This is a genomic window from Amycolatopsis sp. NPDC102522 (assembly GCF_055584485.1).
Window position 1 is genome coordinate 82305 of sequence record NZ_JBVJLY010000016.1, and the last position, 18732, is coordinate 101036.

Below are 18732 nucleotides of genomic sequence, written 5' to 3' on the forward strand. Positions count from 1 at the left end.
GCCGCCCCCCCCCCCCCCCCCCCCCCCCCCACCGCCCCCCCCCCCCCCCCGCGCGGGGGGGGGGGGGGGGGGGGGGGGGGGGGGGGGGGGGGCGCCCCCCCCCCCCCCCCCCCCCCCCCACCACCGTGACCCGCGTCGTCAGGTGATGATCGTGACGACCGGTTCGCCGGCCTTCGCGGCTCCGGCGAAGAAGGGCAGGAGCTCGTCGTAGTAGCCGCGCACGTAGTCCAGCGCGTCGGGCTCGTCCCAGATCGACGGGTAGATCCCCGCGGCGTCGAGTTCCGAGAGCTCGACGCCCTGCGAGAGCTTCTCGAATCCGGTCCGCGACAGCTCCGCCGAGATCTTCCGGACCTCGTCCGCGCTGAAGTGCCGCGGCGGCCCGTCGCTGTCGGCCTCTCCCAGCAGGGTTCCGCCCAGTACGAAGTCGACCTCGAACCCGGCTCGCTGGACCAGGAACCACAGCGCGTGCCAGGCCTTGTCGATGTCCACCGCCCGCTCGGTGCCGTCGGCCTTCTCGGCGTACTCCCAGTATCGTTCGGGCTTTTCGATCAGCTCGCGCAGTTCACCGGAGGTGACGCGCAGGTACGCACCGCACATGCCCATCGGTCAGAGCCCCGCCATGAGATCGGTTTCGGTGATGCCCGGCCCTTGGCCCGCGCGGATGAACCACTCGACGCCGAACGCCTGCGCGAAACCCTCGTCGGGCATCGCGAGGAAGAACGATTCCTCACTGATCTGGCTGGCGTGCGCGCGCATCGCGGCCCGCTTCTGCGGCAGGTACGCGGCGACGTCGACCCTTGCCGTCAGGATCTCCTCCGGCTTGCCGAACTCGGCACCGTCCTCGAAGTCGGGGAGGTCCTCGGCCTTCAGCTGGCCTGTCCGCACCGCCTCTTCCATGCCGCGGCGCATCTCGTCACTGTTGCTCGTCGCCTCGTAGACCCGCGGCGTGCCCGCCAGCTCGGCCGCGCGCATGCCGACGCGGTGCACCTGGATGTGGTCCGGATGCCCGTAGCCGCCGTTGTCGTCGTAGACGGTCAGGACGTCGGCCTGCTCCTCGCGCAGGATCTCGGCCAGCCGCTGGGCGGCCTCCTCGACGTCGGCCTGCCAGAACGTGCCGGGCACGTCGTTGCGCGGCTCGCCCATCATGCCGGAGTCGGTGTACCCCAGGAACTCCACGCGCTTGGCCCCCAGCACCTCGGCCGAAGCGTGCGTCTCCTGCACGCGGCGCTGCCACAACTCCTCTCCGTCGTCGAGGAACCCGTCCGGCACCTCGCCGACCTCGCCCCTGGTCGCGACGACGAGCACGACACGGTGGCCTTCCTCGAAGGCCTTCCGCATGACGCCGCCCGCGACGATGCACTCGTCGTCGGGGTGGGCGTGAAAACTCACCAATGTGGCCATGATGGGGAAACTATCGCGGGGCACCGACATATTCCGGCGCGACGACGCTCCCGCATAACAGTTGATCTTCCGCATGTTGCGGATTCGGCCGTCGGCACGACTCAAGATTCACCGGTAACAGGAGGCAGAGGGGGCGGCCGGCCGTGATGGGGATCGACGATTGGTACCAGACCCGCGCACATCGGGGCGACGTACAGCCGGAGTACAACCCAGACGACGACATCCCGGATCCGGTTGCTTTCGGGGAGGCCCCGGCTCACGGGTGGAGCATCCACAGCGGTGGACAGCCCCGGCACAAGCTGCGGATTTCGGCGCCCAAGGGGCCGCGCAAGCTGCCACCCGCCGTCTCTGGAGGCGCATGGCAATCAGCTGCCCGGAAGTGGCTGACCGCCTTCCCGCAGGGCACGAACCGCGAGTGCGAGCGTGCCTTGAAACAGGCGGGCCACCTGAAGGCGACGACCCGAGTGATCGAGCGCTTACGGCGCGACCTGCCCGCCGCCACACCGCCGCCGCCGCCGAAAGCCAAGGCCGCGGTCGGCGACACCCGGCGGAGCACTTCTGGAAACAAGCGGCGCCGTGCCACCGGAGCCGTATCGTGGCAAGGCTTCGCCGTCCAGTGGTTGCGAACTCATCCGGGCGCGAGCAACCGTAAATGGCGGGAGGCGGTCGAGGAAGCGGGGTATGTCGGAGTCACCAACGCGGCGATTTCCAAGCTCCGCCATGACGCGAAACCCGGCAAGGCGAAACCGTCCCGTCGCTCGATCGTTCGCCCGACGTCGACCCCGACGCGACCTGCCGGGGTCGACTACTGCGACGGCTGCGGTATCGCGGTCCGCGACGACGGTCTCTGCCGCTGCTAGGCGCTGTCCTGAAAGTCCTTCCGCGGCCTTACACAGGATAGGTTCGCCGCAGGAATTCCAGCGTCAGCTCCCAGGCCGCCGCGGCGGGCTCGGGCTGATGGAACATCGGCGCCACGTGGTTGTGGAACGCGTGCCCCGCGCCCTCGTGGATGTGGATCTCCGCGCCGTCATGAGAAGCGACAGCGTCGGCCAGGCGACGCACCCCTTCGACGGGGATATAGGGATCCGCCCCGCCGAACTGGAACTGGATCGGGCAGCTGATCTTGTCCAGCAACGGAATCTGCCCCGGCACGGTCGACCCGTAGTACGAAACCGCGACGTCCGGGTCGCCCTCGGCGGCGGCCGCGTAGGCCATCGAGCCGCCGAGGCAGAAGCCGAAGACGCCCGCTCGGCCGCCGGTTTCGGGCAGCGCGCGCAGCATCGCCAGGGTCGCGAGAACGTCGGAGACGGCGCGCGCCGGGTCGAGTTTGCCGGAGACCTCCATCGACGCCGAGATACCGGCTTCGTCGTGCGTGGCCGACCAGCCGGGCGCGATCCGCCAGAACAGTTCGGGCACGGCGACGACGTAGCCGAGCTTGGCGAGATCGGCGGCGACCGACTTGAGGTAGTCGTCGAGGCCGAAGATCTCCTGGATCAGCACCAGACCCGGGCCGGAGCCGGATTCGGGCAGCCAGAGCGGGGCGTCGAACGAGCCGTCGGCGACGGTCACCTGGGTCATCGGGTTCCTTCCAGAGCGCGCACGAGACAGTCCGCCACGAGGGCGGCCTGTGTGCCGTCGGGGTCGAGGTCGGGATCGAAGATGGTCAGTTCCAGTCCGGCCGCGCCGGGGAGCGCGACGAGGCCGCGCAGCAGCTCGACGAGCTTGTCCGGGCTGAGCCCGCCGGGATCGGGACTGTCCACGGCGGACACGAACTCCGGGTCGAGCGTGTCGATGTCGATGTGGATCCAGAAACCGTCCAGCGGTGCGAAGATCTCGCGGGCGGCGGCGAGCGCGCCGTCGGTGCCGGACGCCATGATCTCCTGGCTGGTCACGATGCGAAGCCCGGCTTCCCGCGCCTCGGCGGACTCCTCCGCGCGAACTCCGAGCACTAGGACGTCTTCGTCGCGGACATAGGGCGAAAGGCCGTCCACATCGGCCAGTTCCGGCGTGCCGCGACCGGTCACGACGGCGAGGGCCTCGCCGCCGACGGAAGCGACGTGGTCGGAGTTGCCGAGATGCCGGAAGTCGTCGTGACCGTCGAAGTAGACGATGCCGAAGCGTCCTTCGCGACGCAGGGTCAGCATCGCGGCGAGCGCGATCGAGCAGTCCCCGCCGAGTACGACCGGGAAGCCGCCGTCCGCGCGGATCTTCGCGAGCCGCGCGGCGAGGGCGGCCGTGTAGGTCGCGATACCGGCGGCGTTCCGGACGCCGCTGTCGGGCGACCAGTCGGGCAGGTACCGCGGCGGAGTGACCACGCCGCCGTCGGTCGCGCCCAAACGGGTGAGCAGGCCGTGGTCACGCAGCGCGCCCGGCGCCTTGTAGCAGCCAGGGACCACTCCTTCGGCGGGCGGCCGCAGGCCGAGGTTGGACGGTGCGTCGAGCAGTACGAGATTCCCCATCGCCCCACCGTAGTAGTCGTCCCTGGTGTCGCGCCGTCCGTCCCTTTAGGTTGGAGAGAACGGAGGAGGCTCAATGGCGGAGCGGACGAAGTACATCCTCGACGAAGCTGACATGCCGGCCCGGTGGTACAACGTCATCCCGGATCTCCCCGAGCCACCGCCGCCGCCCCTGCATCCGGGCACCCGCGAACCGATCGGCCCGGACGATCTCGCGCCGCTCTTCCCGCAGGCGCTCATCGCCCAAGAGGTCACCGCCGAACGCTACGTCGACATCCCGGAAGAGGTCCTGGACGTCTACCGGCTCTGGCGTCCTTCGCCGCTGTTCCGCGCCAGGCGGCTGGAGAAGGCGCTCGGCACCCCCGCCCGCATCTACTACAAGTACGAGGGTGTCAGCCCAGTCGGCTCTCACAAGCCCAACACCGCCGTACCGCAGGCGTTCTACAACGCGGCGGAGGGCGTCGCGAGGCTGACGACGGAGACCGGCGCCGGACAGTGGGGAAGCGCGCTCGCGTTCGCCTGCGCCACCTTCGGGCTCGAGTGCGAGGTGTGGCAGGTCCGCGCATCGTATGACCAGAAGCCGTATCGCAAGCTGATGATGGAGACGTTCGGCGCGACGGTGCACCCGAGCCCGTCCGAGCTGACCGCGTCCGGCCGCGCGATCCTGGCCGCCGACCCGGGCTCGACCGGGAGCCTCGGTATCGCGATCAGCGAGGCCGTCGAGCAGGCGGCGCAGGCGGAGAACACCCGCTACGCGCTCGGCAGCGTGCTCAATCACGTGCTGCTGCACCAGACGATCATCGGCGAAGAGGCGCTCAAGCAGTTCGAACTGGCCGGTGACACCCCGGACGTCCTCGTCGGCTGCACCGGCGGCGGGTCCAACTTCGGCGGGCTCGCCTTCCCGTTCCTACGGGAGAAACTCGCCGGGCGGATGGACCCGGTGATCCGCGCGGTCGAACCGGCCGCCTGCCCGACGCTCACCCGCGGCAAGTACGCGTACGACTTCGGTGACACCGCCGGGCTGACGCCGTTGCTGAAGATGCACACCCTCGGTCACGACTTCATCCCCGACCCCATTCACGCCGGGGGCCTGCGCTACCACGGGATGTCGCCGCTGATCTCGCACATCTACGAACTCGGGCTCATCGAAGCGCTCGCCATCGGGCAGGAGGAGTGCTTCGCCGCCGGTGTGCAGTTCGCCAGGACCGAGGGGATCATCCCGGCGCCCGAGCCGACGCACGCGCTCGCCGCGTGCATCCAGGAAGCGTCGCGGTGCAAGGAAACCGGGGAGGAGAAGGTGATCTTGACAGCGCTGTGCGGGCACGCGCACCTCGACCTTCCGGCGTACGGCGCTTACCTGGCGGGCGACATCTCCGACCACGCGCTGCCGGACGAGGTCCTCGCGAAGTCCCTGGCCGGGCTCCCGTGAGGGGTCAGCCGGTCACCTGGTAGCCCGAGGTCCGGTTCCGCCCGGTGTTCTTCGCCTCGTAAAGCGCCCGGTCCGCGATGGCGATCACCGCGTCGAGGTCGGTGACACCGGGCCTGTCCGCCAACCCGATCGACACGGTGACGTGCTCCGGCAGGTCACCGTGTCGAGAAGCCACGCTCGACCGGATCCGTTCCGCGATCGCGTGGGCGTGCACGGCGGAGGTACCGGGCAGCAGGACGACGAACTCCTCCCCGCCGAACCGCCCGACCAGATCCGTGCCGCGCACCTCGGTGCGCAGCGTTTCCGCGATCGCCGCCAGATACCGGTCGCCGATCAGGTGACCGTGCCGGTCGTTGATCAGTTTGAACCGGTCGACGTCGACCATCAGCAGGCTGGTGTGCCGTCCCGCGCGCCGAGCGCGGTCGAGTTCGTCGGTCGCGGCCTCGCGCCACGCCTTGGCGTTGAGCAGCCCGGTCTTGGCGTCGCTGCTCGCCTGCCGTTTCAGTTGCCGCAGCAGCACCCCGCGGTGCAGCACCAGCGTGATCCCGACGACGAGCAGCAGCACCACCGGCCAGTCCCGCAGCGCCCACGCCACGATGACACCGAGCGCGATCGTCGCCGCTTCGAGGGCGTACTCGAAAGGCGTCGCCAGCGCGTCGCGCAGCCTGTCGTGCGGGGTGCCGTAGTACACCGCGACCGTCATCAGCGCGGTGTTGACCAGCAGGAACACCCCGCCGGCCGCGACCACGGACCCGAACGAGGAGAGATCGCGGGGGAGGACGTCGAACGGGGACGCGTACCGGGCGAGGTAGGCGGCGGCCGCGAAGCCCGAGAGCACTGTCGCCGACGTGGAGAACATCCGCCGGAACAACGGGTTCGGCTGCCCGCGGAACCAGCGGTAGAAGAAGGACACGACGATGACCAGCGCGGCGAGCCCGGGATGCACCAGCAGGACGGCGGCGAAGGTCCAGACGCTGTCGAGCGAGATGTGCGGTGTGCCCGCGAACCGTTCCCGCACCCGCTCCACCGGACGTGACAATTCCGTGTACAGCACGATGCTGGTGATCAGGATCGCGAAAGGGACCGCGTCGCCCTGAGTGAACGGGACGCGGAGAAAAGACCAGGCGGATCCGGCGATCGCCGCGACGTCCACCAGGAGGACGAAGCCGATCAAGCCGCGGTTGGGGAGCCGCCACAGCGCCCAATTCGTTAGCGCCATGGCGACGAACGTAATCGGTTGGATACTAGGTGTCACTACGCTGTATGGGTAGGCGTGGGTGCACCACGCGTGACCGGGACGGGGAAGCGGAGGGGGTGAGCTCCATGCGCGGGCAGAACTGGTGAACATCCGGTTCCGGTCAAAGGGGGTGAAGCGGGGCCACATGGCGCCAAGCCCGGGTGGCCGGAACAGCCACTACGAGACCGGCCAACGCGATGACCGAGACCGTCGTCGCGGGTGAACCGAGCACGCCGACGAGCAGGCCGCCGGCGATCAGCCCGATTCCCTGGACGGCGATGAGTCCCGACCCGGCGAGGCCGAAGGCCTGGCCTCGTTCGGTGTCGGGGACCAACCGCATGAACGTGGTGCTCGCGGTGACCTGGTAGGCCGCGCACATCCCGGACAGTACGAGCAATCCGGCGGCATAGGGGAGCGAGGGCCGGAACCAGAACGCCGCGAGCGGCACGATAGCGCCGAGCGCCAGCACCCCGACCAGCCGCAGCCGCACGTCGGGCCGCACCAGACGGCCCAGCGCGAACACCCCGAGCACGATCCCCGCCGGATGCGCCGCGAGCAGCAGTCCCGCCGTCGCCGCCCCGCCGCCGATCTCCGCCGCGTAAGGCACGGCGAGGCCTTCCGGCACGATCACGAAACCCGCCAGCCACGCCAGGCCGACCAGCGCGCGCAACCGGCGGTCGCGCCAGATCGTGCGGGCGCCCGCCGAAAGCCGCCGCAGGGTCGACGTCGCCGGTCCGCCGGAACCCGGAGCGGTCCGGGCGCGGACACCCAGCCGCAGGACGATCGCCGAGATCCCGAAAGTCACCGCGTCGACGGCCAGTCCGCGTCCCGGTCCGATCGCGGCGATCACCGCGCCGCCCAAAGCGAAGCCGGCGAGTTGGCCGACCTGGTTGGTGATCTTCAGCAGGGACTGGCCCAGCACGTAGTCGTCCCCGCTCAGGACCGACGGCAGGACGGCGGCCTGCGCGGCGGTGAACGGCGCGTTCGCCAGCTGCACCACCACCAGGACGGCGGCGAGCACGGCCAAGGGGATGCCTGGGACGGCGAGGACCGCGACCAGGAGCGCTCGGACGACATCGGAGCAGACCATCACCGCGCGGCGAGGGAACCTGTCGGCCAGCCCGCCGAGCAGCGGCCCGCCGATCAGGTCGGGCAGGTAGGTGAGGGCGTAGGTCAGCGCGGGCCAGGTCGCCGAACCGGTCCGCTGGAACACCAGGACCGACAGCGCGACCCTGGCCACCTGGTCGCCGAGGATCGACTGGAGTTCCGCGAACCAGATCGCCCGCAGTTCACCGACCGCGAGGATCTGCCGGAAGGTCGCCGTCGAGGTCATGTCGTGGCCACCCCCGCTCGGTCGGGTTCGCCACTCAGAGTACTGCCCTGGACGCGTGTAGTGAACCCTGGAAGTACGTGAAGGCCCCCTTCACTGCGCTAGACGCAATGAAGGGGGCCTTCACGTACTTCCGGGTCCCGGGGGCTACTCCGTGCCGCAGGTGATCTTCGGCTGCGGGTTGTAGTGCACGTTCCGGGTGTGGCGCCGGACCTCGCGGCCGCTCGCGGCGTCCTTGATGATCCGGGTGTCCGACGTCGTGAAGCCGGGGGCGCCGTTGCTGGGCTTGCAGTTCTCGGCCGGGCCGGGCTTGGTCGGCGGGTCCGACGGGTTGCTGCGGCCGCCGGGTACCGACTCGACGGTGTACTTCTTGGTGCCCCACAGCCGGATCGTGATGTCCGACGGCGACCAGATGGTCTGGATCGCGACACCGGTGTCACCGTCGTTGGTGAACTTCAGGTCGATCACGCTGCCGCCGCCGTGGTTCTGGAACACGGTCGCCTCGCGCGCGGCGGGGTAGCGGCTGATGTAGTAGCTGTGTTCCTTGTGCTCGGTGTCCTTCATGCCGGCGAAGTACGAGGCGTTGTACAGCGTGGTCGCGAACTGCGAGATCCCGCCGCCGACCTCGCGGCCGGGCGCGCCGTCCTTGATGACACCGGCCTCGACGTAGCCCTGCGGCGCGCCGCGCGGTCCGGTGAACCCGTTGAGGCTGAACGTCTCGTTCGGCTTCACGATGGCGCCGTTGACCTTCTGCGCGACGACCCGGATGTTCGTCCCCGAGTCCGCGGCGAAACCGGAGGTCTTGAACTCGCTGACGACCTCCTTGATGCCGAGCTGGTTCGCCTGCTCGGTGGTCACCTTGGCCGGGGTCTTCTTGTAGGTCACCGGCAGCTCGCGGGTCCCGGTGACCTTGAGCACGTCGAGCACCGGCTTGAGGCTCGGCTCCCAGTCGACGACGTTGGCGTCCTCGGAGGGCTGGACGGTCGGCCTGCCGCCTTCGAAGACGATCTGCGCGTCCTTGCCCTCCTTCTCGGTGGACTTCAGCTGCGGGCCCGCGGCCTCGATGATCTTGTTGTTGTCCACCTTCGGGTTCAGCACGCCGCCGTCGGCGGGTTCGAAGGTCAGCGCGGTCGCGATGGCTTCGGGCTTGAGGATCGCGTCCTTGCCCTCGCCCTTGACGACCACCGGCGCCGCCACGGCGGGCTTCGCGATCTGGTCGAGGGCGGCGTGGACGGCTTCCGCCGAGACCTTGACCGGGGTCTGGGTGACCGCGAGCGTCAGCGGCTCGCCGGTGGCCCAGCGGTCCAGGATGGTCTTCTTGGCGGCCTCGACGTCGAGCTTCTGCCCGGTCTTCGGCTCGACCGCGACCGGCTTGGCCTCTTCGAAGCGGACGGTGCCCTCGACGGGGTCGCGGTCGACCTTGTCGCGCAGGTTCTCCAGCGCCCCGGTGAGCTTGCCGTCGTCGGTCTGCGTGACGACGCCGACCTCGGTGGTCGTGAAGAACGACGCGATCCGCGTGAACGGGTTCAGCGGCTGGTCGCCCGCCTGGTCCAGGGTGGCGGGCCAGTCGAGGAGCAGGCCCGCCTTGTTCGGCGCCAGCGACTCCTCGGCGTCGCCCGCGACGACCTTCACCGGCCGGGTCAGCCGCGGCTCGATGCCGCCCCTGAGCTCCTTCTCGGCCACCGTGCGGTCCATCCCGCCGACGTCGACCCCGGCGACGGTGACGCCGCGGGGGACGCTGCCCTGGGAGACCAGCACGTCGAGGGCGTACGCGACGACCAGCAGGCCGAACACGCCGCCGCCGATGAAGGCGGCCTTGCGGTAGCTGCGACGACGCTTCGGTGGCGTGGGCTCCTGGGGCGTGGCAGACTCCGCGAACCCGGGCGTGACGACCGGGAGAATGTCCGTCTGCTCAGCGTGGGACTCGGGCCAGCGCGGTTCCTGCGGCAACTCTCCACCCTCCACGGTCCGGCGGTACACCGGACGTCGTGATCGAACATCCGGGCCTTCCACACGTTCCGGACGTATGTATCAAGATACGGGGCGCGTTTTGTGGGCCTGCAACTCGCCCGGTTGGGTGAGCGGGTCACTCCGTCGGGTGGTCACTGGGCGTCAGGTTCCGGGTTTTCACCTACTTTGGCGAGAAAGTCGAAGTCACAGCCCTCGTCGGCTTGCGTGATGTGTTCGGAGTACAACGCGCCGTAACCTCGTTCGTACCGCGGAGCGGGTGTGGTCCACTCCGCGCGGCGGCGTTGCAATTCCGCATCATCGACGTCGAGGCTCAGCCGTCGCAAAGGGACGTCCAAAGTGATCGGATCACCGTCGCGGACCAGCGCGAGCGGCCCGCCCACGTGGGATTCCGGCGCGACGTGCAGCACGCACGCGCCGTAACTGGTGCCGCTCATCCGGGCGTCGGAAACGCGGACCATGTCCCGGACCCCCTTGGCCAGCAGGTGATCGGGCAGCGGCAGCATCCCGTACTCCGGCATGCCGGGGCCGCCGAGCGGGCCGGATCCGCGCAGCACCAGGACGGAATCTTCGGTGATGCCGAGGGCGGGATCGTTGATGCGCTTCTTCAAGTCCTTGTAGTCGTCGAAAACCACGGCGGGTCCAGTGTGGACGAGCAGATGCGGCTCAGCGGCGAGGTGTTTGATCACCGCGCCCGAAGGAGCGAGATTGCCGCGCAGCACCGCGACTCCTCCTTCGGCGGCGACAGGATTGTCGCGGGGGCGGATGACGTCGTCGTTGTGCACCCGCGCCGTTTCCAGTGTCTCGCCCAGGGTCCGGCCGGTGACCGTGACGCGATCGGTGTGCAGCAAGTCGGTCAGCCGGGACAGCAGGCCGGGAAGCCCTCCCGCGTAATAGAAGTCCTCCATCAGCCAGTCCCCGCCGGGCCGGATGTTCGCCAGTACCGGCACCCGGCGCGCGATAGCGTCGAAATCGTCGACAGACAACGGGATCCGCCCGCGACCGGCCATCGCGATCAGATGGATGACGGCGTTGGTGGAGCCGCCGAGCGCCAGCACGGTGGTGATCGCGTCGGCGTACGCGCGCTTGTCGAGGATCTTCGTGATGGTGAGGTCCTCCCACACCATGTCCACCACGCGCGCGCCGCTCGCCGCGGCCATCCGATGGTGCGCCGAGTCCACGGCGGGGATCGACGCCGCGCCGGGCAAGGTCAGCCCGAGCACTTCGGCGACCGACATCATCGTGGACGCGGTGCCCATCGTCATGCAGGTGCCCGGGGAACGCGCGAGCCCACGCTCCAATTCGGACAGTTCCGCGTCGCCGATCAGCCCGGCACGCTTGTCGTCCCAGTACTTCCACATGTCGGTGCCGCTGCCGAGCACCTCGTCCCGCCAGTGCCCGCGCAACATCGGCCCTGCGGGCACGAAGATCGCTGGGAGTCCCGCGCTCGCCGCGCCCATCAGCAACGCGGGAGTCGTCTTGTCGCAGCCGCCCATGAGGACAGCGCCGTCGATCGGATAGGACCGCAGGATTTCTTCGGTCTCCATCGAAAGCAGGTTGCGATAGAGCATCGGCGTCGGTTTCTGGAAGGTTTCCGAAAGCGTCGCGACAGGGAACTCCAGCGGGAATCCGCCCGCCTGCCACACCCCGCGCTTGACTTGTTCCGCGCGCTCGCGCAGATGCATGTGGCAGGGATTGATGTCGCTCCAGGTGTTGAGGATCGCGATGACCGGCTTCCCGAGGTGCTCCTCCGGGTTGTAGCCGAGCTGCCTGCTCCGGGCGCGGTGGCTGAAGCCGCGCAGCTCGTCGCCGCCGAACCAGCGGTGGCTGCGGAGTTCCTCGGGGTCTTTCATCACCCGAGTATGGCATCTCATATATGATCGGCCTATGTCATCGACCTTCAGCCTGCCCGCTTCGCGCACCGAAGTGGTGCTAGAGGAGATCCGCCGCGGCATTCTCACCCGTGAGCTCAAGCCAGGGCAGCCGCTGGTCGAAGCCGAACTCGCGGCCCGGCTCGGGGTGTCGAAGACGCCCGTCCGCGAGGCGCTCAAGGTCCTGTCGAACTCGGGGCTCGTGACGTTCAGCCCGTACAAGGGCGCGTCCGTGTGCGTGGTGGACGCGGAGCTGGCGAGGTCCGTTTACGACGTCCGCATGGTGCTGGAGCCCGAGGCCGTGCGCCGGTCGGTGCAGCGCCGCTCGCCGGATCTGCTCGAAGACGCCGCGGAGGCGCTGAAAGAGGCGTCGGCGGCGATCTCGGACAAGGACCAGGCCGCGCTCAGCCTGCTCAACCGCCGGTTCCACCGCGCGCTCTACAGCGGCTGCGGCAACCCGCTGATGGTCTCGATGCTGGACGACCTCAAGGATCGCGCCGCACTGATCAGCGTGGTCGGCTGGGAGGCGAATCCCAGCTGGCGCAAGGAATGGACCGAGCACAAGGCGGTGCTGGCGGCGGCGAGGAAGGGCGACGCCGACGGCGCGGCCGAGCTGCTGCGCACCCACATCGGTGACTTCCTGGACCGGATCCTCGGGGCGATCGGAGACCAGTGATGCGCCTGCTGCTCATCGCCGACACCCATCTGCCGCCGCGCGCCAAGGCGCTGCCGGATCAGGTCTGGCGCGAGGTCGGCGAGGCGGACGTCGTCGTCCACGCCGGCGACTGGGTCGAGGCCGCCCTGCTCGACGAACTCGCGGCTCGCAGCGAGCGGCTCATCGGGGTCTGGGGCAACAACGACGGCGCGGATCTGCGGTCGCGGCTCCCCGAGATCGCGCGGGCGGAACTCGGCGGTGTCCGGCTGGCTGTCATCCACGAAACCGGCGGCAAACAGGGGCGCGAGCGTCGCTGCGACGACCAGTTCCCGGACACCGACGTCCTCGTGTTCGGGCACAGCCACATCCCCTGGGACACGGTCACGCCGAACGGGCTGCGGCTGCTGAACCCCGGCTCGCCGACCGACCGGCGGCGGCAGCCGTTCCGCACGTATCAGACCGCCGAGATCCGCGACGGCGAGTTGCGCGATGTCGCTCTGCATGAGCTGCCTCTCCGCCGCTGACGGGGTAGACAGGTAGCCATGGAACCGGCGCAGGCGTTGAGGGAGATCGCGTTCCGGCTGGAGCGCGCGGGCGAGCCGACCTACCGGGTGCGGGCGTTCCGGCAGGCGGCCTCGGTGATCGCCAAGGTCAAGCCGGACGACCTGCGCAAACGTGCCGAGGCGGGCACGCTGACCGCGTTGCCGAACATCGGCAAGGCGACCGCCGCCGTCGTCGAAGACGTCCTCGCCGGACGCCGTCCCGCGTACTTCGAGAAGATCGGCGAGCCGAAGCTGCCCGACGGCGGCCCGATGCGGGCGGCGCTGCGCGGCGACTGCCACACCCATTCGGACTGGTCCGACGGCGGGAGCCCGATCGAGGAGATGGCCGAGGCCGCCCGCGCGCTCGGGCACGAATGGATGGTGCTGACCGACCATTCGCCGCGGCTGACCGTCGCCAACGGCCTCTCGCCCGAGCGGCTGCGGCGGCAGATGGACGTCGTCGCGGAACTGAACGAGACGATGGCGCCGTTCCGGATCCTGCACGGCATCGAGGTCGACATCCACCTCGACGGCACGCTCGACCAGGAGGAAGACCTCCTGGAGCGGCTGGACTTCGTCGTCGCGAGCGTGCATTCGAAACTGCGGATGCCCGCCAGGGAGATGACGCCGCGGATGATCGCCGCCGTCCAGCATCCGCGGGTCCGCGTGCTGGGGCACTGCACCGGGCGGCTGGTGATGGGGGCGCGCGGGAAACGGCCCGAATCGGAGTTCGACGCGGAGGCGGTGTTCACCGCGTGCCGCGACAACGGGGTCGCCGTCGAGATCAACTCGCGTCCCGAGCGCCGGGACCCGCCGACGCGGCTGCTGAACCTGGCCGTGGACCTGGGCTGCGACTTCGCGATCGACAGCGACGCGCACGCGCCGGGCCAGCTGGACTGGCTGGTCTACGGCTGCGTGCGGGCCACCGAACTGGGCATCGAGCCGGACCGGGTGATCAACACGCGCACCGCCGAGGACCTGCTGGCCTCGTGAGTGGCAAGGCTGGTTAGGACCAAGGGCGTCTTAGGTACCTACCGGATTCTGGCTGCGGTTGATCGCGGGCTTGCTGATCGCCACACTCGCCCCACGCGCACCAGTAGTCACGAAGGATGCGCGTGAAGGACCCCTTCCCTCGGCTCAGCCGAGGAAACTCGACCTTCGCACCTCCCCCAAGTACGTGAAGGCCCCCTTCATTGCGCCTAGCGCAGTGAAGGGGGCCTTCACGTACTTCAAGCGGGCAAAAGACCCGGCACCAAGGAGGTCCAGACCTCGTGAGTGGTAACGACGGTTAGAACCGTCCTAGCCACTCACGAGACCCGAGGCGTGGCGGGACGCTAGTTGATCTCGTACGGGTCCCCGTAGACCTTCCACTTCAGCGGGGTGTGCAGGTCGAGGTTGCCGTCGTTGAGCCACACCAGCTGGGCCGTGTCGATCCGCGACGTGTCCGCGTGCGCCTCTTCCTGCTTCATGACCACGCGACGCGCGTCGAGGAACGCCTTCAGGTACGCCGTCTCGTCACCGCCCTGGGACGGCGGCTTCGCCTTCTGGATCGCGGCGGAGCGGATGCCGCCGAAGCTGTCCTGGCTGGTGCCCGGACCGTGCATCACGATGGCGTCGTAGTAGATGAATTGTCCCAGTGCGCCCAGGCCGTCCGATTTCGCCTGGTTCACCGCCGGGTCGAAATAGACGCGGTCGCGTTCGCCGTTCTGGGCTTCCTTGAAGTCCGAACGGCCGGCGGCCTCCCGCCACGCGTTTTCGAAACCGCTGCCGAGACCTTCGTGCGAATCGCTGCCGTCGACTTTCCGCAGCGCCGGGAGGTAGCCCGCGAGCGGGTTGTCCGGGACCGAGTTCGTGTAGCGCTCGACGAGGTCGAGCATGTCGCCGGTGCCGGAGCAGAACCCGATGATGCCGGCGGTGTACCCGCGTCCGTCACCGATGTCCTCGATGTAGGAGTACTGCGCTTTCCAGTCCAGCGAAGAGTTTTCCGCGCTGGAGACGATCTGCATCGCGATCTCCTTCTTCTCCGGCGAGGCGAGGTCGCCACCGGAGGCGAAGATCGACGCCGACGCCGGGACGGGCTCGGCGGACGCCAGTGAAGAGAGCGCGATGGGTCCGGAAACGGCGAGAGCGAGAACGGAAACCGCGCCGAGAGCACGACGCATCGCGGGCCGCAGGGTGTCACTCATGAAAGGTGTCCCTTTCCACAGAGAATTGTCATCTTCTGTCAGGTGGTGCTGCGGCGTGCGCACACGATAACCATGGGTGACAGTTTCCGGCAAGGGGTCGATTCGGTGGAAGATTTTTGCTACAGGGCCGTACGCCGGAAGCGGGTGCACGTACGGTCCGACGGTGGTGGTGACGACCTTTGTGGACTCCGCGACCTTCCGCGGCGAGTCCACATCGGAGACGTCGGCTCGCAACAGTGGCGATCCGCCGAAGTCCGGGTTCAGTGCGAAAAGCTTTCCCCGCAACGCTTCCAGCTTGCCGAGGTCGCATCCGGCCAGTGCCGGGCGCAGACCGGGCGACGCGGTGCGCGCGAGATACTCCGCCGTCAGACCGCCGGTCACCGTCTGTCGCCGGTGTAGACGACGGCGGCGCCCACCGCGTCCACCCCCGAGATCAGCTCGGCGAGCGCCTTCGGGAGTTCCCGGTGAGTGGCTTCGGCCCAGGTCCGCAGGCCGGCGCGGTCGAGTTCCGGTTCGCAGAGGTCGTCGAGCCCGACGGTCCAGGCCAGCAGGGCCAGGCAGACCGAATGCGGATCCGGCCGTTCGGTGCCGAGCACGGCCGCCCTCGCCTTGCTGCGCGCGGCCGTCGACATCAGCAGATCCCGTGGCGGGTACCGGTGGTTCTTCCGCATGAGCCCCCGGTCGGTCTCGTGGTTGATCACTCCCGCGGCGAGCAGATTGTCCGCGACCGATTCCCCGAGATCTTGGCGAAGGTGGTCGACCCATTCCCGGACGGTGTGCCACTCGCGTTCGCCGAGGATTTCCGAGAACACCCGATCCAGCGCGGGATGGGCGAGGCCACGCCGGGACAGCGGCCTGATTCGCTTGCGTTCCACGGTGATCCGCTCGGCGAGCAGGAGATCGCAGAGCGCGGCACCGGCCATTCCGATGCCGAGTCCCGTGCGGCGCAGCGCGGGTTTTCCGGTGAACTCGTCGTGGGCGAGGAAGAACAGGGAATCGACCAAGGTCAGCCGACGCATGAATGGCACGCCCTCCGGCGTTGAAAGTGCGGGACGGCCAAAGTAGCGGTAGCCCGCGTACCACTGCGACCCGAGGTCCGTTTTTAGCCTGAACGGACGTATCTCGGCGGGGTGCCCGGCCCTAAGGTGGGATGGCTTTCGCAAGATCAAGAACGCGAACCGACCGTGTTCGCCGACAAATCGACGTCCGGGGGGACGGGTACATGGGTACGCACAGACCGCGGCGCGGTCTCGGCCAACGGCGGCTCGGAGCCGCTCAGATCGTCTTCTTCGTGGTGGCGGCGGCGGGTCCGCTCTTCGCCATCGCGGGCGGGGTCCCGACCAACTACTCGGTCACCGGCAGTGTCGGTGTCCCGTTGTCGTTCCTCCTGCTCGCCCCGATCCTGGGCCTGTTCGCGGTCGGGTACGCGGCGATGAGCCGCTACATCACCAACGCCGGCGCGTTCTATCCCTACGTCGCCAACGGGGTCGGCAAATCCACCGGCGCCGGGATCGCGTTCGTCACGCTGATCTCCTACAACGCCATCCAGATCAGCATCTACGGGCTGTTCGGCTGGTCGGTGTCGACCTGGCTGGGCACGCTCACCGGATCCCCGCCGCCGTGGTGGCTGTGCGCGCTGGTGATGGTGCTGATCGTCGGCGCGCTCGGTGTCCTGCGGGTCGATCTCAACGCCAAGGTGCTCGGGGTGGCGCTGTGCCTGGAGGTCGCCGTCGTCGCGATCGTCGACATCGCGTTGTTCGCGAATCCCGCCGGTGGCAGCGTTTCCTGGGTTCCGCTGGAGCCATCCAGCCTGTTCACCACCAGTGTGGGCGCGGTGTTCGCGTTCTCCGCCGCCGCGTTCATCGGCTTCGAGGGCGCGGCGACCTACGGCGAGGAGACGCGCGACCCCAGCCGCACGGTCGGCCGGGCGACGTTCGCCGCGATCGGTCTCACCGCGGTGCTCTACGTCGTTTCGTCGCTCGCGCTGGCCGTCGGCGCCGGACCCGACGTCATCGTCACCACCGCGGCCGCCCAGGGCCCGGATCTGCTGTTCAACCTGGCGGGACAGCATCTCGGCGGCACGTTCTCCGACATCGCGTACACGCTTTTCGTGACCGGCCAGTGCGCGGCGCTGCTGAGCTTCCACAACGCCGTCGCGCGCTACTTCTTCGCGCTGGGCAGGGAAGGGCTGTTGCCGCGCTCGCTGGCCAAGACCAGCAAGCGAACAGGCGCGCCCGCCGCCGGTTCGCTCACGCAGACCGCGCTCGCCCTCGTGGTCGTGTCCCTGTTCGCGATCGCGGGCCGCGACCCGGTGACCGAACTGTTCACCTGGCTCGGCACGACCGCGTCGACAGGTGTCGTGGTGATCATGATCGCCGTCTCGCTTTCGGTGATCGGCTTTTTCAAACGCCGCCGTGAGGCCGAAAACGCTTGGCGCCGCTGGATCGCGCCGGGTCTGGCGATCCTCGCGCTGTCGGCCGTGCTCGGGCTGATCCTGCTCAACTTCGACGTGCTGCTCGGCCCGGCCGGGAACTTCGTGCTGCGCTGGGGGCTGCCCGGCCTGGTGGTCGTCGCGGCGCTGGTCGGCTTCCTGCGGGCGGAAGTGCTGCGGACAAGGGATCCCGACACCTACGCCGCGATCGGCGGTCCGCTCGAAGGTGAAGACGAAGAACCCGCGACGCTGAGGGCGGGCCGATGATCGTCCGTGCCGCCGAACCGTCCGAAATGGACACCGTGGCCGACGTGCTGACCGAGGCCTTCCACGCGGACCCGGTCAGCGTGTGGGTCTTCCCCGACGACGAGCGCCGCGCGGCGGGGCTGTCGATCTTCCACCGGGCGATCGTGCGCGGCACACTGGCCGCGGGCGGCCACGTCGACGTCACCGACGACCTGTCCGCCGCCGTCCTCTGGACGCCCGGCGGCGAGGAGGACACCGGCGAAGACGCGTTCGCCGGGCTCGACAGGGGAGAACTGGGCAGACTCGCGGCATTGTTCGAGCTGATGACCGAGCGCGCCCCCGGCGGCGAGTACCACCACGCGCAGTTCATCGGCGTCCGCGTGGGCGCACAGCGGCAGGGGATCGGCGCGCGGCTGCTGCGGCACGGACTCGACCGCAACGGCGCCGTGCCCGCGTACCTGGAGGCCAGCAGCGCGGAGAGCGCGAAGCTGTACCGGCGGCTGGGTTTCCGCGAGCACGGCCCGGCTTTCGCCGTCGAGGGCGGGCCGCCGATGTGGCCCCTGTGGCGGGCACCGTGACAGATCTCTCGTCGATATGTCTATAAAGGACTGGTAAAGTCCCCGCCAGATGACGACGAACCGTGCCCCCGCCCCACGGCACCGTTCCGTCTACTTCCTGCTGATCCTGCTCGTCTTCGCCTTCGTCACCCCGACCGTTCCCCATGGGCACGGGCGGACGGTGAAGGAAGACCCGGTCGCCGTCTTCGCGACCCATCCGCTGCCCGCCTTCCACGGCGGCCAAGCCGTTCCCCTCGCCGACGTTCCCGCCGAAGCGGAGACCGTCGACCTCCTCGACGCCGGCCCCGTCCCTGAACAGGGCGAACCCGTCGTCGTCACCCGTGCGGTGCCCCAGGCTCCCGCACGGGCGCCTCCTGGCTGATCTGCGTCCTCATTCCGCATCAGCCACCATCGGAGGTCTCC

18 protein-coding genes are annotated in these 18732 nt (G+C 69.2%); 8 read left to right on the plus strand and 10 right to left on the minus strand.

All coding sequences use genetic code 11. The annotated features are described in order from the left end of the window. Positions 1–138 precede the first annotated feature (138 nt). Both ACZ6YV_RS30450 and ACZ6YV_RS30455 read right to left on the minus strand, forming a co-directional pair. Entirely contained in the window at positions 139–603 is a 465-nt protein-coding gene (locus tag ACZ6YV_RS30450) for a YfbM family protein (protein WP_465512872.1), read from the minus strand. Between the two features lie 3 nt (positions 604–606). After that, positions 607–1401: a PIG-L family deacetylase gene (locus ACZ6YV_RS30455; RefSeq protein ID WP_378244022.1), complete on the minus strand. Its 795-nt coding sequence runs from the start codon at positions 1399–1401 to the stop codon at positions 607–609. A gap of 146 nt (positions 1402–1547) precedes the next feature. On the opposite strand from ACZ6YV_RS30455, the gene ACZ6YV_RS30460 reads away from it, so the two are divergent. Then, positions 1548–2261 (plus strand): hypothetical protein, encoded by a 714-nt coding sequence (locus tag ACZ6YV_RS30460; RefSeq protein WP_465512873.1) that lies wholly within the window; start codon positions 1548–1550, stop codon positions 2259–2261. 28 nt (positions 2262–2289) lie between these two features. Here the strand turns inward: ACZ6YV_RS30460 and ACZ6YV_RS30465 are convergent, their stop codons facing one another. Then, positions 2290–2979, minus strand: coding sequence for a dienelactone hydrolase family protein (locus ACZ6YV_RS30465; protein ID WP_465512874.1), 690 nt, complete (start codon positions 2977–2979; stop codon positions 2290–2292). Continuing rightward, positions 2976–3860: an arginase family protein gene (locus ACZ6YV_RS30470; RefSeq protein ID WP_465512875.1), complete on the minus strand. Its 885-nt coding sequence runs from the start codon at positions 3858–3860 to the stop codon at positions 2976–2978. The genes ACZ6YV_RS30465 and ACZ6YV_RS30470 overlap by 4 nt, the downstream gene beginning before the upstream one ends. Before the next feature lie 73 nt (positions 3861–3933). On the opposite strand from ACZ6YV_RS30470, the gene ACZ6YV_RS30475 reads away from it, so the two are divergent. Further along, positions 3934–5286: a TrpB-like pyridoxal phosphate-dependent enzyme gene (locus ACZ6YV_RS30475; RefSeq protein ID WP_465512876.1), complete on the plus strand. Its 1353-nt coding sequence runs from the start codon at positions 3934–3936 to the stop codon at positions 5284–5286. 4 nt (positions 5287–5290) lie between these two features. On the opposite strand, the gene ACZ6YV_RS30480 is transcribed toward ACZ6YV_RS30475, so the two are convergent. The 4 genes from ACZ6YV_RS30480 to araD all read right to left on the minus strand — a co-directional run bounded on the left by ACZ6YV_RS30480 (position 5291) and on the right by araD (position 11674). Then, entirely contained in the window at positions 5291–6505 is a 1215-nt protein-coding gene (locus tag ACZ6YV_RS30480; RefSeq protein WP_465512877.1) for a GGDEF domain-containing protein, read from the minus strand. Positions 6506–6644: 139 nt separating this feature from the next. Beyond that, on the minus strand, positions 6645–7856 hold the full coding sequence (locus ACZ6YV_RS30485) for an MFS transporter (protein WP_465512878.1): 1212 nt from the start codon (positions 7854–7856) through the stop codon (positions 6645–6647). 144 nt (positions 7857–8000) lie between these two features. Beyond that, a complete protein-coding gene (locus ACZ6YV_RS30490; protein ID WP_465512879.1) occupies positions 8001–9803 on the minus strand; it encodes a VanW family protein in 1803 nt (600 codons plus the stop codon). 152 nt (positions 9804–9955) lie between these two features. Beyond that, positions 9956–11674 carry an L-arabinonate dehydratase gene (araD, locus tag ACZ6YV_RS30495; RefSeq protein ID WP_465512880.1) on the minus strand — a complete coding sequence of 573 codons (1719 nt, stop codon included), beginning with the start codon at positions 11672–11674 and terminating at the stop codon, positions 9956–9958. Positions 11675–11708: 34 nt separating this feature from the next. On the opposite strand from araD, the gene ACZ6YV_RS30500 reads away from it, so the two are divergent. From ACZ6YV_RS30500 to ACZ6YV_RS30510, 3 genes are read left to right on the plus strand one after another with little or no spacing between them, the layout of a single operon-like run. Next, complete coding sequence (locus ACZ6YV_RS30500; protein WP_465512881.1) at positions 11709–12368, plus strand: GntR family transcriptional regulator; 660 nt, start codon at positions 11709–11711, stop codon at positions 12366–12368. Further along, positions 12368–12871 carry a metallophosphoesterase family protein gene (locus tag ACZ6YV_RS30505; protein ID WP_465512882.1) on the plus strand — a complete coding sequence of 168 codons (504 nt, stop codon included), beginning with the start codon at positions 12368–12370 and terminating at the stop codon, positions 12869–12871. Before ACZ6YV_RS30500 ends, ACZ6YV_RS30505 begins: the two co-directional genes overlap by 1 nt. Before the next feature lie 18 nt (positions 12872–12889). Continuing rightward, complete coding sequence (locus ACZ6YV_RS30510; RefSeq protein WP_465512883.1) at positions 12890–13882, plus strand: PHP domain-containing protein; 993 nt, start codon at positions 12890–12892, stop codon at positions 13880–13882. A gap of 341 nt (positions 13883–14223) precedes the next feature. On the opposite strand, the gene ACZ6YV_RS30515 is transcribed toward ACZ6YV_RS30510, so the two are convergent. Together ACZ6YV_RS30515 and ACZ6YV_RS30520 are read right to left on the minus strand one after the other, a co-directional pair. Beyond that, entirely contained in the window at positions 14224–15075 is an 852-nt protein-coding gene (locus ACZ6YV_RS30515) for a chitosanase (RefSeq protein ID WP_465512884.1), read from the minus strand. A gap of 377 nt (positions 15076–15452) precedes the next feature. Next, entirely contained in the window at positions 15453–16094 is a 642-nt protein-coding gene (locus tag ACZ6YV_RS30520; RefSeq protein ID WP_465512885.1) for a GOLPH3/VPS74 family protein, read from the minus strand. 203 nt (positions 16095–16297) lie between these two features. Here ACZ6YV_RS30520 and ACZ6YV_RS30525 point away from each other — a divergent pair, with 203 nt between their 5' ends. The 3 genes from ACZ6YV_RS30525 to ACZ6YV_RS30535 are packed head-to-tail and all read left to right on the plus strand — an operon-like array spanning position 16298 to position 18691. Then, on the plus strand, positions 16298–17773 hold the full coding sequence (locus ACZ6YV_RS30525) for an APC family permease (RefSeq protein ID WP_465512886.1): 1476 nt from the start codon (positions 16298–16300) through the stop codon (positions 17771–17773). Beyond that, on the plus strand, positions 17770–18330 hold the full coding sequence (locus tag ACZ6YV_RS30530) for a GNAT family N-acetyltransferase (protein ID WP_465512887.1): 561 nt from the start codon (positions 17770–17772) through the stop codon (positions 18328–18330). The genes ACZ6YV_RS30525 and ACZ6YV_RS30530 overlap by 4 nt, the downstream gene beginning before the upstream one ends. Before the next feature lie 49 nt (positions 18331–18379). Beyond that, a complete protein-coding gene (locus tag ACZ6YV_RS30535) occupies positions 18380–18691 on the plus strand; it encodes a hypothetical protein (protein ID WP_465512888.1) in 312 nt (103 codons plus the stop codon). The last annotated feature ends 41 nt before the right edge of the window (positions 18692–18732 follow it).